This window comes from Methanobrevibacter cuticularis (assembly GCF_001639285.1).
GTDB lineage: Archaea > Methanobacteriota > Methanobacteria > Methanobacteriales > Methanobacteriaceae > Methanobaculum > Methanobaculum cuticulare.
Map to the genome: position 1 here is coordinate 24,447 of NZ_LWMW01000092.1, position 15,871 is coordinate 40,317.

At 24.7% G+C, this 15,871-nt stretch carries 19 protein-coding genes; 16 read left to right on the forward strand and 3 right to left on the reverse strand.

The window, feature by feature from the left end:
- The first annotated feature begins 153 nt into the window (after nucleotides 1-153).
- From MBCUT_RS04265 to MBCUT_RS04310, 10 genes are all read left to right on the forward strand, one after another.
- The gene (locus tag MBCUT_RS04265) at nucleotides 154-567 is read left to right on the forward strand and encodes a GerW family sporulation protein (protein WP_067259269.1); all 414 of its coding nucleotides are present in this window, start codon (nucleotides 154-156) and stop codon (nucleotides 565-567) included.
- Nucleotides 568-896: 329 nt separating this feature from the next.
- On the forward strand, nucleotides 897-1,553 hold the full coding sequence (locus MBCUT_RS04270; protein WP_067259271.1) for a DUF2953 domain-containing protein: 657 nt from the start codon (nucleotides 897-899) through the stop codon (nucleotides 1,551-1,553).
- Complete coding sequence (locus MBCUT_RS04275) at nucleotides 1,550-1,858, forward strand: hypothetical protein (RefSeq protein ID WP_067259273.1); 309 nt, start codon at nucleotides 1,550-1,552, stop codon at nucleotides 1,856-1,858. Before MBCUT_RS04270 ends, MBCUT_RS04275 begins: the two co-directional genes overlap by 4 nt.
- Nucleotides 1,859-2,009: 151 nt before the next feature.
- A complete protein-coding gene (rpl37A, locus tag MBCUT_RS04280) occupies nucleotides 2,010-2,279 on the forward strand; it encodes a 50S ribosomal protein L37Ae (protein ID WP_067259276.1) in 270 nt (89 codons plus the stop codon).
- Nucleotides 2,280-2,411 (forward strand): DNA-directed RNA polymerase subunit P, encoded by a 132-nt coding sequence (locus tag MBCUT_RS04285; protein WP_067259278.1) that lies wholly within the window; start codon nucleotides 2,280-2,282, stop codon nucleotides 2,409-2,411. It abuts the gene before it with no gap.
- Nucleotides 2,412-2,731: 320 nt separating this feature from the next.
- Nucleotides 2,732-3,247 (forward strand): Brix domain-containing protein, encoded by a 516-nt coding sequence (locus MBCUT_RS04290; protein ID WP_067259281.1) that lies wholly within the window; start codon nucleotides 2,732-2,734, stop codon nucleotides 3,245-3,247.
- Between the two features lie 60 nt (nucleotides 3,248-3,307).
- The gene (locus MBCUT_RS04295) at nucleotides 3,308-3,535 is read left to right on the forward strand and encodes a KEOPS complex subunit Pcc1 (protein ID WP_281177931.1); all 228 of its coding nucleotides are present in this window, start codon (nucleotides 3,308-3,310) and stop codon (nucleotides 3,533-3,535) included.
- Between the two features lie 252 nt (nucleotides 3,536-3,787).
- Entirely contained in the window at nucleotides 3,788-4,138 is a 351-nt protein-coding gene (locus MBCUT_RS04300) for a prefoldin subunit beta (RefSeq protein WP_067259285.1), read from the forward strand.
- 294 nt (nucleotides 4,139-4,432) lie between these two features.
- Nucleotides 4,433-4,717 (forward strand): DUF3194 domain-containing protein, encoded by a 285-nt coding sequence (locus MBCUT_RS04305; RefSeq protein WP_067259288.1) that lies wholly within the window; start codon nucleotides 4,433-4,435, stop codon nucleotides 4,715-4,717.
- A 1,033-nt stretch (nucleotides 4,718-5,750) separates the two neighbouring features.
- Nucleotides 5,751-6,473 carry a hypothetical protein gene (locus MBCUT_RS04310; protein WP_067259290.1) on the forward strand — a complete coding sequence of 241 codons (723 nt, stop codon included), beginning with the start codon at nucleotides 5,751-5,753 and terminating at the stop codon, nucleotides 6,471-6,473.
- 581 nt (nucleotides 6,474-7,054) lie between these two features.
- Here the strand turns inward: MBCUT_RS04310 and MBCUT_RS04315 are convergent.
- Together MBCUT_RS04315 and MBCUT_RS04320 are read right to left on the reverse strand one after the other, a co-directional pair.
- Nucleotides 7,055-7,501 (reverse strand): class I SAM-dependent methyltransferase, encoded by a 447-nt coding sequence (locus tag MBCUT_RS04315; RefSeq protein WP_067259293.1) that lies wholly within the window; start codon nucleotides 7,499-7,501, stop codon nucleotides 7,055-7,057.
- Nucleotides 7,476-7,751, reverse strand: a complete 276-nt coding sequence (locus tag MBCUT_RS04320) for an SAM-dependent methyltransferase (RefSeq protein WP_067259295.1) — start codon at nucleotides 7,749-7,751, stop codon at nucleotides 7,476-7,478. Before MBCUT_RS04320 ends, MBCUT_RS04315 begins: the two co-directional genes overlap by 26 nt.
- A 936-nt stretch (nucleotides 7,752-8,687) precedes the next feature.
- Between MBCUT_RS04320 and MBCUT_RS04325 the strand changes: the two genes are divergently transcribed.
- The 6 genes from MBCUT_RS04325 to MBCUT_RS04350 all read left to right on the forward strand — a co-directional run bounded on the left by MBCUT_RS04325 (nucleotide 8,688) and on the right by MBCUT_RS04350 (nucleotide 15,220).
- Nucleotides 8,688-8,951: a FeoA family protein gene (locus tag MBCUT_RS04325; protein ID WP_067259298.1), complete on the forward strand. Its 264-nt coding sequence runs from the start codon at nucleotides 8,688-8,690 to the stop codon at nucleotides 8,949-8,951.
- Between the two features lie 373 nt (nucleotides 8,952-9,324).
- Nucleotides 9,325-11,394, forward strand: a complete 2,070-nt coding sequence (gene feoB / locus MBCUT_RS04330; protein WP_067259301.1) for a ferrous iron transport protein B — start codon at nucleotides 9,325-9,327, stop codon at nucleotides 11,392-11,394.
- A gap of 611 nt (nucleotides 11,395-12,005) precedes the next feature.
- A complete protein-coding gene (locus MBCUT_RS04335; RefSeq protein ID WP_067259302.1) occupies nucleotides 12,006-12,194 on the forward strand; it encodes a hypothetical protein in 189 nt (62 codons plus the stop codon).
- Between the two features lie 52 nt (nucleotides 12,195-12,246).
- A complete protein-coding gene (locus MBCUT_RS04340; protein ID WP_067259304.1) occupies nucleotides 12,247-13,203 on the forward strand; it encodes an arsenic resistance protein in 957 nt (318 codons plus the stop codon).
- Nucleotides 13,204-13,798: 595 nt separating this feature from the next.
- Nucleotides 13,799-14,503 carry a potassium channel family protein gene (locus tag MBCUT_RS04345; protein ID WP_169805390.1) on the forward strand — a complete coding sequence of 235 codons (705 nt, stop codon included), beginning with the start codon at nucleotides 13,799-13,801 and terminating at the stop codon, nucleotides 14,501-14,503.
- 21 nt (nucleotides 14,504-14,524) lie between these two features.
- A complete protein-coding gene (locus MBCUT_RS04350) occupies nucleotides 14,525-15,220 on the forward strand; it encodes a HisA/HisF family protein (protein WP_067259309.1) in 696 nt (231 codons plus the stop codon).
- A gap of 113 nt (nucleotides 15,221-15,333) precedes the next feature.
- Here MBCUT_RS04350 and MBCUT_RS04355 read toward each other — a convergent pair whose 3' ends face one another.
- Complete coding sequence (locus MBCUT_RS04355) at nucleotides 15,334-15,525, reverse strand: hypothetical protein (protein WP_067259311.1); 192 nt, start codon at nucleotides 15,523-15,525, stop codon at nucleotides 15,334-15,336.
- Between the last annotated feature and the right edge of the window lie 346 nt (nucleotides 15,526-15,871).

The following is a 15,871-nucleotide window of genomic DNA, read 5'->3' on the forward strand; positions in this document are numbered from 1 at the left end:
CTTTAAAAAATACATTTTTACTTTTTTACTTTTTTTAGATTATAATCTTAAATATTATTAATAACATAATTAATAAATATATTATAAATCTATTACAATATCGTATTTAGTAAATAGAATTTTATTATATAATTTTTCTGGAGGATATTTTCAATGAGTGAGGAGAACTCTATTAAAGTCACAGTTGAAGAGCTAAAAAAACTGCTCAATGCTCAAAACGTTGTTGGTGAACCTATAGAAACACAAGATAAATTACTAATACCTTTTATGAAATTAGGTTTTGGGTTTGGAGTAGGTCAAGGTGGAAATGATGAGGGTAATGGTTTAGGCTCTGCAGCAGTTGCAGGAATAGAACCTATCTCCATGGTCGTAATTAATAAGAAGACTGGAAATTCAGAAGGTATTTCAGTTCTTAACCTGTCCAAAGGAACAGAAACTAATAAAATAATCTCTGATTTAGGCCTAGTTGTTACAGATTTAGTAAAAGAAGTTATTAATAATATGAATGATAATGCAACTAATGAAAAGAATGATATAGAAGAATCTGAAATTAGGGATATAGAATAAAAGCTTCCCTATTTTAGGGATGTGGGATATTTTTCCTTAGTTTAGGGATATAGAATAAAAGCTTCTCTATTTTAGGGATGTGGGATATTTTTCCTTAGTTTAGGGATATAGAATAAAAGCTTCCCTATTTTAGGGATGTGGGATATTTTTCCTTAGTTTAGGGATATAGAATAAAAGCTTCCCTATTTTAGGGATGTGGGATATTTTTCCTTAGTTTAGGGATATAGGATAAAAATTTCATCAAGGTCTTTAATTTGATATTCTAATTTTTTATCTTTTGCCTGTTTATTTATTTATAATCTTTATATTTATTTCTACTCCAACTATTAATGGATGATATCATTGATTTTATAGCTATTTTTTTTGGAATATTAGTTTTAATAGTTCTAATAATATTTTTAATATTATTTATAGGATTACAAGTACATATTAAATCTAATAATATGAATCAAGAGTTTGATTTTAATATAAGAATTAAATTATTTTTTATAAATATCTATTCTAAAACTTTTCCAAGAAATGATAGAAATGAAAAAGATCTAAAAAAGAAAACTTCTAAAGAAAAAACTCATGGGAGTGAAAACAATAAAAATGATAAAAATGAGGGGTTTAAAGAGAATTGGGATAACTATAAAAGTTTAATCCCATTAATGAAAGAAAATTTTTCCCCCATCGTTGATTTTTTTATCTTAGCTTTTAGAAGCATCGAATTAGAATATTTCAATACTACTATTAAATTGGGACTTTCTAACCCTTCAGATACTGCAATTAGTTTTGGTTATATTCAAATTCTTTTTTTGGTTTTTAACTCTTCTAAAAATCTTAGTTTCTCAGCAGAACCAATATTCAATAAAGAAGTTTTTGAATATGATAGTGAAATAATATTCAAAATTAAATTGTTTAAACCTTTGTTAGGACTTTTTAGACTATTTAGTAAAAAATCTATGTTGAAATTAATATGGAAAATAAGGAGTACCTTTAAATGAATCAACTAGCTGATATTTTATCTAATTATTTCAATATTCATAAAGAAATAGTCTTTTCAGATGAGATAAAATATGAAGATATTAAAATATTTCCAGCTTATGAAATATCTATCTTATTTTTAAATTCTGAAACAATTTCATCTTTTTCAATAAAGCCCATATGTTTAATAATAAATAAATTTAAAGATAACAAAGAAGAATTCTATCTCCATTTCTTGGATTCGTCTATAATTGATGATTATAATAGTAATAAATCGATTAATAAAATTGTAAGAGAATTTGTAATGGAAAAAATAATTAATTAAAGTCTAATTTTCTTATTTTTAATTTGACTCCGTTAAGTTTAAATAGTAATTAATGCTATATTATATTATTAGGTAAATTTTACTAAGCAAGTTTGAAATGCTTATTTTTCTAAATTATCAATAATATATTAAGTTTACACAAAGTGATACCATGGCAAGAACAAAAAAAGTAGGAATTACAGGAAGATTCGGAGCTAGATATGGAAGAAAAGCTAAAAGAGCTGTAAAATCCATTGAAGAAAATATGAAGAAGAAACATGTTTGTCCTAAATGTGACAGACCTGCTGTTAAAAGACTAAGTGCAGGAATATGGAAATGTAGTAAATGTAATGTAGTATTTACTGGTGGAGCATATGTTCCTGAAACTCCTATGGTTAAAACAGCTAGTCGTAATATAAAAAGAGTAGTTGGAGGAGACTAATTGTATAAATGTTCAGAATGTGGAACTGAAATTGATCATAAAAGCTACATGGAAAACAAATGTCCAAAATGTAGGTACAGGATCCTCTTCAAAAAAGTTCCTACAAACAAAAAAAGCATTAAAGCAAGATAACGAATTTAGCTAGTGCTATAATCTTTTATTTTTACATTATTAAGTACTAGTCATAGTTCTATTATTTTTACATTATTTTTTTAAAGATGTTCTATTAAATGTATCTATATCTATATTTTTATCATATCTTCTTTAAAAACATTTTAAAATACATTCTAAAATGATGTTTTAAAAATTATTAATGTTTTATGGGGTATTTTAAAAGATATTCTAAATGATGTTTTAAAAATTATTAATGTTTTATGGGGTATTTTAAAAGATATTCTAAATGATGTTTTAAAAATTATTTAAATTTTATTCATCTTAATTCGAGTTTTTATATGTTAATTTCAACTTCAAGAAAACCTTCACAGAAGACACGAGCTTTTTGTAAAAACTTATCCCATGCTCTGGGATTTGACTATATAAACCGTGGAAAAATGAGTCTGAGGGATTTACAACTAAAATCATCTCAACTGGGATACGATTCTCTAGTTTTAGTCTATGAAATGAAAGGAAATCCGAGTAAAATAACTTTTTTTTCCAATGAAGGAGAAGAATTATTGATTATTTTAGGCTCTGTTACAACCACAAGTGAGCGTTTACATATAAAAACTGATGAGATTTCTATTAAATGTGATTATCCAGAATTAGCTATTTTAGGGAATATATTGAATGTTAGGTGTTCTAAGAATCCAAAAGAAAATTATATTCATATAGAAAAATTAGAAGATAAGACTTTGGATGATACTGAAAATCTTGAGAGCTTTAATAAAAAAATAGCTAACATATCATTTTATAACAAATTTGGGAATGATACGGGGCTTAAAATAGCAGTTAGAAAAGTTATTTCTTAATCTGGAGGTTTTATTATCTCAGAGGCTAATTTTGATATAGTACATTCTGTAAAAGGTGACATAAACCTTGATTTTGAAGATATTAAACAGGCAGAAATAGTTTACAAGTCTGTTCTGTTGGAGTTTAAAACATCTCCGGAACATAGATCTAAGATGGATATCGTCCTTAAAGATAGCTGCATTACTATTTCTATTGATTCAAATGATGCTACTTCTTTTAGAGCTTCTATTAACTCGGCTATTAAATGGATAATCCTTTCAGTAGAAGTCAATAATATAACTTTATAAAATAAATGAAATAAATCAATAAACTATAATCAAAAACTTTTTAAGAAAATGATGGTAGGAATAGTCAATTATATATTATAGAATAAAGAAATATTATATTATTTATAGAAAAATTAATCTAACATAATCATGAATGTTATTATATATTCTTATGATAATAAATATCTATTTATATATTCTTATGATAATAAATATCTATTTATATATTATTATGATAATAAATATCTATTAATAAAGAAACTAGGTGAAAATATGGAAGTACCTCAAAATATACAACATCAATTAAATCAATTTCAACAATTACAACAACAAGCACAAGCTGTTACCGTACAAAAACAAAATGTGGATATTCAAATCCAAGAAACTGAAAGAGCACTTGAAGAATTGAAAAAAACAGAATCTGGTGCAGAAGTTTTTAAAACAGCTGGAAATTTGCTTATCAAGGTTGATCGTGATGAAGTTAATGAAGAACTTGAAGAAAAGTTAGAAACTCTTCAGCTTAGAGAAAAAACAATGGCTCGTCAAGAAGAAAGAGTGATGAAAAAACTCCAAGAGATGCAAACTTCTATTCAAGAAGCCATGCAACAAAATTCAGCTGAATAAGCTGAATATCTTAATAACTCTCTATTCACTTTTAATTTTATAGCTACAATTAATTTACTTATTATACTCTTTAGTTTTATAGCTAGAGTTAATTTAGTTATTACACTCTTTAGTTTTATAGCTAGAGTTAATTTAGTTATTAAACTCTTTAGTTTTATAGCTAGAGTTAATTTAGCTATTAATTATAGACTAATAATTAGTATAAATTAATCATTATTGAGCAAATTTTTGTGATTTTTCTAATTTTATGATTATATCTATTTTTTATTTTATTCTATTAATGGAAGTTTTATTTTGAAAAAACTTAAGAATTTATCTCAAGAAGACTTAGATGATATTTCTGAATACTTTTCTTCAATTGTTAATGATTCTATTTTATATAATATTCCCTCTAAAGAAATTTCAGATCTAGATGTTAAAATTGAAGTTTCTTATGAAAATGGAAAATTAGATGTTGATATAGATGTTGATATAGAACTAGATGAATTTTCAGATGCAAAAGATGAATTTCTTGAAATAGCTATTTCAGAAGCTTATTCTAAGTTAGATATCCTTATTGATAGTAATTATAGGGAATAATTATTTACTTATCTATTTTTATTTTTTTCTTTTTTAAATTATAAAATTAAAATTTATACCTAATTGTTATAATTGATTTAAAAAGGGATTGATTGTTTAATATATTTGTTGTTTTTCAATCTTCTTTTGTTATTACTTTTTTATGGATTTTAAGCTATTTTTATTACTTTCATCAATATAGAAAGCTTTATATACTTCTAAAATCTAATAAGTATTGTTGTTAAAAATATCGAATAAAGTATTACTAACAACAATATATTTAAATATATAACTTCTTCTTTCGCCATAGAAGTACCTCTTTTTAAATTGAGAGTATTGAACTAACTTATTCTCAATTTAATTCATTTTCTTTTTAAAAAATTGTTAATTGTCTATTTTATTATATTTTTATGACTAGTTGGCTATTGTTTGTTTTATTTAGTTATTATTTTAAATATAAATCTATAAAATAGAATTTTTTAATATTTATTAATTCAATATTCAAGTTTATTTTATATATATCAAGATGATTTTAAAAAATTTCAAGTAAACTTTATATACTATTAATTAAATATAATGATATGGGGTTCATCTCCTTAGTTTATCACAAATATTAAATAAATAGAAGATTTGAGTATTAAGCTATTCAATCTTTTATTTATGATTAATATTAAATTATTTTTAATTTCTATGAATATTAGAATTATCATCCTATTTTTTCATCTTTTATAATTAATTCGCTATTTTTTTATTTATAATAACTAAATTTTTATTTTTAATAAGATAACAATAGAGAATCAATTATAATAACATACAATAAATAATTCAATAATTATTTTCGATATTTTTGTAACATTATTTTTTAATTAATCTAAAAATTTTTATATTATGATATACTAAGTTTAAGTGTAGACAGTATTTTTATACAATTTTGTAGTTTGTAGTTTTTATTAGGATACTAATTTTATGATGTATTTTTATAATTAATATATTAATATTAGTTTCATGTTATTTAATTCATAAAAATGAAACTTTATATGAATTTTGGGATAAAATGAAGAAATCAATTATATTTGCAATTATTATAGCAGTTATTCTGATATTTGGAACTTATTTATGGGTTGTCTCAGAAGTTAGCTTGATTGAGCCTGTAGGTCGTTTGAGTGTCACAAAACTAGCTAACCCTGATATGTTCCCTGATCACCCTAACGCCGAAGTTTTAGCGGAGTATGCTGCTAAAAAAGGTTCTCGTTGTGTTTTAGTTGTACATTATGGTGGTGATTCTAATTATCGTCAGTTTGAGCAGGAAGATTTTTTGTCTCAATATGGTGATGTAACGGTTTTAGAATTGGCATTTGTAGATCCGTCTACTTACAAAACTTATGTTGATTGGAATGAAGTAATTTCAACTTTTTTATTTGGAATTCCTGATGATAGATATACATATAAAGCAGATGGAATTCATTTTGAAACCTTAGATGAAGCTATGGCATATATCGACACTGAAGCACAAAAACATGGTCAAGAAGGCCCAATACCTATGTTTTATCATGGTACTGTAAGAAAAGGAGATCCTTATTTCAATCCAGGCTGTGGATTCCCATTATTTACACAAATTTCTTGGAAATATTATGGTAGATTTGGAGCATATTATTATGTTGCAAAGAGCTTAATATGGCCGTATGTTTCAAATAGATATTATCCTTATGAAATCAGTCATTTATTTGATCTGCAGAAACTTTATAATTCTAATGAATTAGATTATACTGAATATTAAGTATTGAAATAATCATTTTATAGTTTTTAGCTGAATTTCTATTTTTTATTTTTTTATAAATCTTTTCAATTTCTATTTTAGCAACTAAAGTTAGATCTTGATGAATCAATAAAGAACACAGTAGATTCATATAAAAAATACACTCCAAGAGAAATTTGTGCTGATGGTACAAATTTAATATTATTTATTGATAGTCGTTTAAATTAAAATATTGAATGATTTAAAGTACGTAATTGGCAATGTCCTATTAAAATTATTACAAGACAATTCAATATAACAACTAAGAAATTTTTTCACCATCAAGCCTACATAAGCGAAAAATATTATTTATATAATGAAGATATGTTTGAATTCATTATCAAGAACTTAATCAATTTTTTTAAAAGATAATAAGAGCTATTTTTATATTGTATATTCCATTGAGAGTGTAAATTTTTGTGGAGTTTTTCTAAAATTTTCAGTTTTACTTATAAAGTTTTATAAATGAAAAGTGATTTTTTCCAAAAAACTCCACACTTTTTTACACTCTCATTCCATTCTATTAAACAAGTTCTTAGCTTAGATAGTTTTTTATTCATTTTTCATATTTTCTTCATTTTTCTAACTATATTTTCACCAAAATATTTGTTTTTGAAGGGTAATCTTAAATTACAAATGCGAGCTGATAAAAAAAGATAATGTCCCGGATAATAATATGTTTTCTTAATTTTAAACTTTTTTGATATCATAAAATCAAAAATCCATGAAAATATTGGACTTATATGGTTCACTTTCAATAATCCATTATTAAAACTCATAAACTGTCCAAATAATAAGTATAAAATTCTACTAACTAAGTTTTCAACATTTGGTGTGGTTAGTATGACTGTTCCATTAACCTTAAGGATTCTATGAATCTCCTCTACAAAAACCCAAGGATTTTCTAAATGTTCAATTGTATCAACAGACAAAATAAAATCGAATTCTTCATTTTCGAAGGGCAATATCTTATTCGCATCTATTTTAATATAACTTAAATTCCCTTTCATGAAATTCTTTTCTTCTCTCTCTCTCTCTCTCTCTCTCTAATATGGGATTAATATCTGCTGAAATCACATCGTATCCCATTTCACAGAGTTTTTTAGATAAATATCCCGTTCCTGATGCAATATCTAATAGCTTACCTTTTGTGTGTTGTTTACACATGTTTAAAATAACTTTGTCATAATCTCTATTTCTACTATCATGTGATCCTTGAAATTTGTCGATTTTATAGTTTTTTTCTTTTTTGAATATCATTTAATCATCCTAATCTATGATTTAGGGACTTTTGTTTTATATTGAATTTCAATAGTCTTTGTCTATTTTGTCAGTAAAAGTAACTAACAATCTATGTTTTGTAATGATATTATATTTAATGTTTTTGTGTGTTTTGAGAAGAATGTTGTTTATTTGAAACCTAATATGTCTCTTTTAATTGTTCTTTTGATGGGGTAAATGATGGGTTGTGATGTAATTTTTTGTGCTTAAGTTTTTTGTGGATGGTTTTAAGTTTTTATTTCTTTGTAATTGAGTATTGGGCCGTGTAGAACTTATATCTTTATATATGGGTGATCATTATAAGTATAATTATCCAGTGATTAAAGATTAATATATTAATAGTTTACTAATACACAAACTGTTCTTTAAAAAACTAACAAATTTTTGTCATGTGTCATGAAAAAACAACTTAATTATTTATTTTTTATCTTTAAATTCAATTTAAACAATTTTTAAGAGAAATAAAAATATTAATAATTTACAAACATTACCACTATTACTATAAATAAATTAGTAAAAATATCATGACTTTATAATAAGAATAAAATATATTAAAACACAAAAAGTTTGTCTTTGAAATATTAAAAAATTATTCTTACAAAGTTTTAGATGTAGCCCAATTTCGGTTAACCTAAATATTTATATATTAAAAGGATTATAATAATTAACTATATGGTTTAGGTATTCCTAAATTAATAGAAAACTTTATATATAAAAATATTTAAATTAAGTTTGTAATTATTTTGGTATTCCTAAATTTTAGTTAAATGTTATAACATTACACATTAACTATTTATTTAGTAAGTTTTGTAAAGGAACTTTTTAAAAAGACTCCTTATTCAAAATAGAAATCTATGTATTGCTAAATGTACTAAAGAAAATTTGAACTTGAATTTTTAAAACGGAGGTAAAAATATGGTAAATGATAATAATCAAGATTCTATAAGGACTTTAGATAAACTAAATAATGGTGAAGAAGGAACAATTGTGTCTTATTCTAATGAAGGTGATTCAGAACTTAAACGGCATTTATTAGGAATGGGCTTTGTTACAGGTTCAAAAATAACTTTGGATAAAGTTGCTCCATTAGGAGATCCTATTAAATTTATATTAAAAGGATATTCTATCTGTCTTCGTAAAAATGAAGCGAAAAATATCAAAGTTAAAGTATCAAATTAAGATTATGAGAATTAACTTATGATTAATTATCTATTTATGAATTTAATTTCATCTATAGCTAAAAATTCTTGATTTATATTATAAAGTAACTCATATAATTTTCTTGGGAAATAAAAGTACTTTGCCTGATAGTTAACTCCTAGTTTAATAAGATTCATTAGAAGATTTTGTTTTGTATTAAATCATTAGCATTTATTAAATCATTAGCATTGTTAAAAATGATTAATAAAATTATTACTAAAATTATTACTAAAATTATTGCATAGTCATATTAACAATTTAAAAAAAATATAATTTTAAAGAAAGTAACTTGTGGTTAAACTAAGTTAACTTAAATAAATAGTATTATTTCTTAATATAAGGAGAAGATTTAATGGAAAATATTAAGATAGGATTGGCTGGAAATCCTAATGTTGGTAAAACAACATTATTTAATTATTTAACTGGTATGCGGCAGCATGTTGGTAACTGGCCTGGAAAAACCGTTGAAAAAGCTGAAGGGCATCTAAACTATAAAGGCGATAAAGTAGAAGTAATTGATCTTCCAGGAAATTATGCATTAACTGCACACTCAATTGAAGAAATCATCTCAAGAGATTTTATTGTAGATGAAAGTTCTGATGTTATAGTGAATGTTGTTGATGCAAGTAATTTAGAGAGAAATCTATATCTAACAACACAGATGATGGAACTTGGAGCAAATTTAATAATAGCTTTAAATATGAATAAATTTGCTAAAAATAAAGAACATAATATTAATTCTAAGGAGCTATCCAAACTACTCGGAATTCCAGTAATTGAAATTGAAGCTATTGATGGAACTGGAGTAGATAGCTTATTGGATGAAATAAAAAAAGTATCTTCTAATTCAATAGACAGTAGTAAAAAATTAGTTTATGGAAAAGAATTAACTTTACATTTAACTGAATCATATGATGATGATGGAAAGGAACTTTTAGAGATTCCTGAAAAACATAACAGTATTATTCAAGCTATTGAAAAAGATAAAAATTTATTAGATGTTCCAGCTACATGGACAGCTATTAAACTTTTAGAAAATGATAAAATTGTCACTGAAAAAGTAAAGGCTTCTCCAGAATTTAGAAATATTTTTAAAGAACTTGACAGTCTTGAAAAACATTTAAAAGATGTTTTCGGAGAAGATCCTGAAGAAATAATTGCTAACTATAGATATGCATTTATTGATGGTTTAATTAAAGAATCAGTAGACAAACCAGACTTTGAAAAACCTACAACAAGTGATAAAATTGATAAATATGTAACAAACAGATTACTTGGGATTCCTATTTTTATAGCTATAATGTGGCTAACATTTCAAATAACTTTCACTGTGGCCGAACCTTTTCAAGGCCTTATTGAAGAAGGATTTACAGTTTTAGGAGATTTCCTATTAAGCACATTAGGTGAAAACATCGTTTCATCATTCCTTGTTGATGGAATAATTGGTGGAGTTGGTGGAGTTTTGGTATTTCTGCCAGTCATATTCTTGATGTTTCTAATGATAAGTATCTTAGAAGATTCTGGTTATCTTGCACGAGCTGCATTTGTAATGGATAAAGTCATGCATAAAGCAGTAGGTTTACATGGAAAAGCATTCATCCCAATGATTTTAGGATTCGGTTGTGGTGTTCCAGCTGTAATGGCTACAAGAACCATGGAACATGAAAGAGATAGGCTACTCACCATGTTAATTGTGCCTTTTATGTCTTGTACAGCAAGAATCCCTGTTTATGCATTATTTGTGGCGGCATTTTTCACTGCAAATCAAGGAAACATAGTTTTATCAATATATTTATTAGGAATAGCTGTTGCAATCATTGTTGCGGCAATTTTAAAGAAAGCATTCTTTAAAGGTATTACAAGTCCTTTTGTAATGGAATTACCAACTTATAAGGTTCCTTCAGTAAAAGGGGTATTAATACATACATGGGAAAAAGGTTATGGTTTCATTAGAAAAGCAGGTACAATTATTTTACTCCTTTCTATATTAGTTTGGGCATTAGGTAGTTTACCAGCTGGTGTTGACTATGGAACTCAAGAAAGTTATTTAGGTCAAATTGGAACTGTTGCTGCTCCTGTATTTGCTCCGTTAGGTTTTGGTGATTGGCAACCTGCTGTTGCTTTAATTGTCGGTATTGGTGCTAAAGAGGTGGTGGTTTCAACATTCAGCTCATTGTTCGAAGTTTCAGAGGAAGGAGAGGGAATATCAAATGCTTTAAAGACGTTGTTCACTCCGTTAACAGCATATGCTTTCATGGCATTTGTCTTACTTTATGTTCCATGTTTTGCTTTTGTTGGTACAATAAAATCAGAAACAAATTCATGGAAATGGCCAGGAGTTTTGGTTCTGGTTACATTTGTAACGGCTTATGTTGTGTCCTTCTTGATATACCAGGGAGGTCTGTTATTAGGATTGGCATGATATTAAATTTATCATGATAGTAAATCTATTATAGTAAATCTGTCATAGTATTAAATTATATCATGATATTAAGTTATATCATGATATTAAATTTTAATATTTTAAATGAAAAAAATAATATTAAAATTATTATTTTGTAATATAAATTTGAATAATTAATTATTCATTTTATACTTATTTTCTTATTTCTTATTCATATTGTATTACATTTAAAATAATTTTATAAGGATAACAATATTAATAAAAAGAAAAATACTAATTTTACTTTATTAATATTATTATTGAATGATTGAAAATAATTATTTAGTTTGCGAATGTTATTTATTATTGAATGATTGAAGATAATTATTTAGTTTGTGAATGTTATTTATTATTGAATGATTGAAGATAATTATTTAGTTTGTGAATGTTATTTATTATTGAATGATTGAAGATAATTATTTAGTTTGTGAACGTTATTTATTATTGAATGATTGAAGATAATTATTTAGTTTGTGAATGTTATTCATTATTGAATGATTAAAAATAATTATTTAATTCATTAATTTTATTTGAACATAATTAAAGAAAGTATATAAAAAAATAGAACATGCGTTTTAAGGGGGTAAAACATGAATTGTAGATTATGTGGGCATGAATTTGATGAAGAATCAATTGGAAGAAGTTGCCATGGATGTGGAAAAAAAGAATGTTCTGCCATACATTGTCCTAAATGTGGTTATGCAAATCATCCTGAATATGAACAAGAATTTAAATTTATAATTTCATTAAAAAATAAATTAAAAAGCATTTTTAGTTAAGTGTTGAATAAAAGAGGATATAAAAGATGATATTAATGCTGAGCTGAATTAAATGAATCTATTAGAAAAATATCAATCAGTAATAATAATCATTGCTATTATATCTGCTCTTGTTCTTGGACAAATATCAATAATTTCTAGTGTTAGTAATCATCTTATTATACCATTCTTATTTTTGATGCTATTTGGAATATTTATGGCTATGCGAACTGATGATTTTAAGAAAAGTTTTCTAAATTTTAGATTTACAAAAATTAGTTTGCTTATTAATTTCATTTGGACCCCAATTTTAGCATATATTTTAGGTTATTTATTTTTATACAATGAGCCAGAAATTTGGATAGGCTTCATAATGCTTTTAGTAACTCCATGTACAGACTGGTATTTAATATTTACTGATATAGCAAAGGGTAATGTTCCATTAAGCCTTTCTATACTTCCATTAAACTTAACTCTTCAAATCATCCTACTTCCGATTTATTTGTTATTATTTACAGGAGTCAGCAGTAGTTTTGATATAACTATATTGATTGAAAGTATTCTCTTTATTATAATCCTACCATTTATTCTAGCCCAGATTGTGAAATATCTTCTTAAGAAATCTAAAAACATTAAAAATAATGCTGAATCAAACATAATTTCTTTTTTTGATTCATCTCAAATCGTATTTTTAAGTTTAGCTATTTTTTGTATGTTTGCTTCACAAGGTTCATATTTGTTGAAGAACCTATGGGCTTTTTTAATTTTATTTGTTCCTATAATTCTATTTTTTATAATAAATTTTATTCTTGTTAAAATAGTTAGTAAAAGACTAAACATGAAATATGAAGAGTATGCTTCCTTGTCTTTAACAACATTGGCTAGAAATTCTCCAATATCATTAGCTATTGCTGTAACAGCATTTCCAAATGATCCAATAATAGCTTTAGCTCTTGTAATAGCTCCATTAATTGAACTTCCAGTTTTAGCTATTGTAGCTCAAATTTTATTGTCTACTCGAAAAAATTAGTTTTAAACTTAAGACTTTTAACAAAAATTTAAATATCTATTTACTAAATAGCTAGTAGCTTATTATTGTATATTAATAAGATTTATTTTTATTACTATATCAAGAATAATTTTTAAGAATAATTTTTTATTAGTATATCAAGAATAATTTTTAAGAATAATTTTTTATTAGTATATCAAGAATAATTTTTAAGAATAATTTTTTATTACTATATCAAGAATAATTTTTAAGAATAATTTTTTATTACTATATCAAGAATAATTTTTAAGAATAATTTTTTATTAGTTTAATTTGCAATAATGATTTAATAATAAATTTTATATTCCTTTAAGTTAATAATATTAAATGATGTAGTTCGTATTATTTTGAAGTAAAATGATAAAGTGATTATTTATTAAATATATTTTAATTAAGTTAATTTTATTATTTTATATAAATTATCTTTAAGAAATCAATAATATTGTGTTATTAAAATTATGTGGTGTTTATTATTAATTCAAGATATAAAAATACGGTTAATAATTTATTTCAATTATTTTTAACAGTTTTAATAATATTTATAATGGTCAATATTATATTGATGACTTTAGTTTTAATGTTTCCAATTAAACCCATAAGTATTAATGAAATAGCTTTATTTGATATTATTATTTCACTGTTATTGTTACTTTTTATTGGGATAAATCATTTTATTTTAGATAATATAGCTAACATGGAACATGATATAGTAGTTTTAATAGCTATCATTCCTTTTGAGTCCATTTTCTTTTTTGTGATTGGAACAGATACTAGCTATTTGATTCATACATTATTTTTTATTGTAACTATATTCCATATAGTTGGATTGTTACTTAGTTTGCAAATTTCTGGATCTAAATTCATTGAATTTACAGAAAATAATGGATTAGGCTATGGTTTAATAATTACTGCTAGTATTTTTGTAGTTTCTTCTGTTCTGTTTTTCATGTCTGAAGTATCAGTTAATCCTAAAGTTTTTTCTTTTGAAGATGCTGTTTGGTATGCTATTGTATCTATTACTACTACTGGTTATGGAGATATAGTTCCTTCCACTTTATCTGGACGTATTATAGGTTCTGTTCTTATGATAACTGGTATTTCATTCACAACATTTGCTACAGCTTCAGTTGCAGGGTCAATTATAACTAAACTTGATAAAAGAAGGGAAAATGTAAGGAAAGACATAAACATTATAGATGATAATATAAAAGCTAAATTTGAAGAGAATCAAAAACAAATAAATGAAATCAAAATGATGATTGAGAATTTAAATAAAAAGTAAACAATAGAAATAGGGGTTGTTATGGTGGAAATTATACCTGTAATGGATTTAATGGGAGGAATAGCTGTTTCTGGTAAGTCTGGAAATAGGAAACAATATACTTCTTTAGGCTCTGTTTTTAGTAGAGATTCTAATCCCTTGGAAATAGCTAATTCTCTTAAAATCATAGGTGCTAAAGAGCTTTATTTGGCAGATTTAGATTCTATTGAAAAAATAGGTCATAATTTGGATCAAGTTAAAATGATCAACACAGTCATTCCAGTGATGTTAGATTGTGGAATAAAAAATTTTGATTCATTTAATTTCTATTTAAATTTTGCTTATAAACTTATTATAGCTACTGAAACATTGGAATCGTTAGAAGAGCTTCATAAGATATTTAACGTATTTCCAAAAGAACGTATCGTGATAAGTGTTGATATAAAAGATGGTGAGCTTTATTCCAAATCTAAAGATTTTAATCTTAATTTAGATGAATTTAAAGATGAATTGGATCTTATTTCACCTAATGAAATTATTTTATTGGATATATCTCGAGTTGGAACAGGAAAAGGCATTAATGAAGAATTAATAAACAAATTTCGAAAGTTTGAAAATAATTTAATATTAGGTGGAGGAATAACAAAAGAAGATTTGCCTAAATTAGATGATTTAGGGATAAAAAAAGTTTTAATCGGTTCAGCTATTCACAATGGAGAAATAACTCCTAATTTTTGATGATGATAATAGCTATTTACACTTAGTAACTAAAATACAACGTATATTAACTATTATTTACTAATCTTGTCTATATTCCTCATAGTTATTATCAAAATCCAACTAAACTAAAATTACAAGCTAAATATAACTGGCAAAATAATAAATGGCAATGATACAGCTATTAAGAATAAAACAATCCCTATAATAGTAACTTCTTTTTTGTCATCCATAATTCCATTAATCAATGCTAATATTCCAAAAAATCCTAAAATCACTGGAATTATATGTGAAAAGATTAGAATTCCGCTAAATGCTTCTGCCATAATATTTCATCCTTAAAGTTATTTTATTTGTTTAAAATTATAAGTTTATTCAATGATTCTTACTTCAATGAAATTTTTTAGTATGATCTTTTAATATAATATGTTTAAAATATTTTTTCTAAGGGTTATTATCTATTATATATTATATTTTATAATTACTTCTATAACTACTTTTAATATTATATTTCTATAATTATAATTATTTCTATAACTACTTTTGGCTCTGTAGAAATCATATTTTGATTTTTATGTTAAATGTTTTTGTGTGACGATATATGTTATAGCATAGATTTTTTAACTTAGTTTCTTTATTTCTTAGTCGGTCACTTCTACTTTGATTTTTATC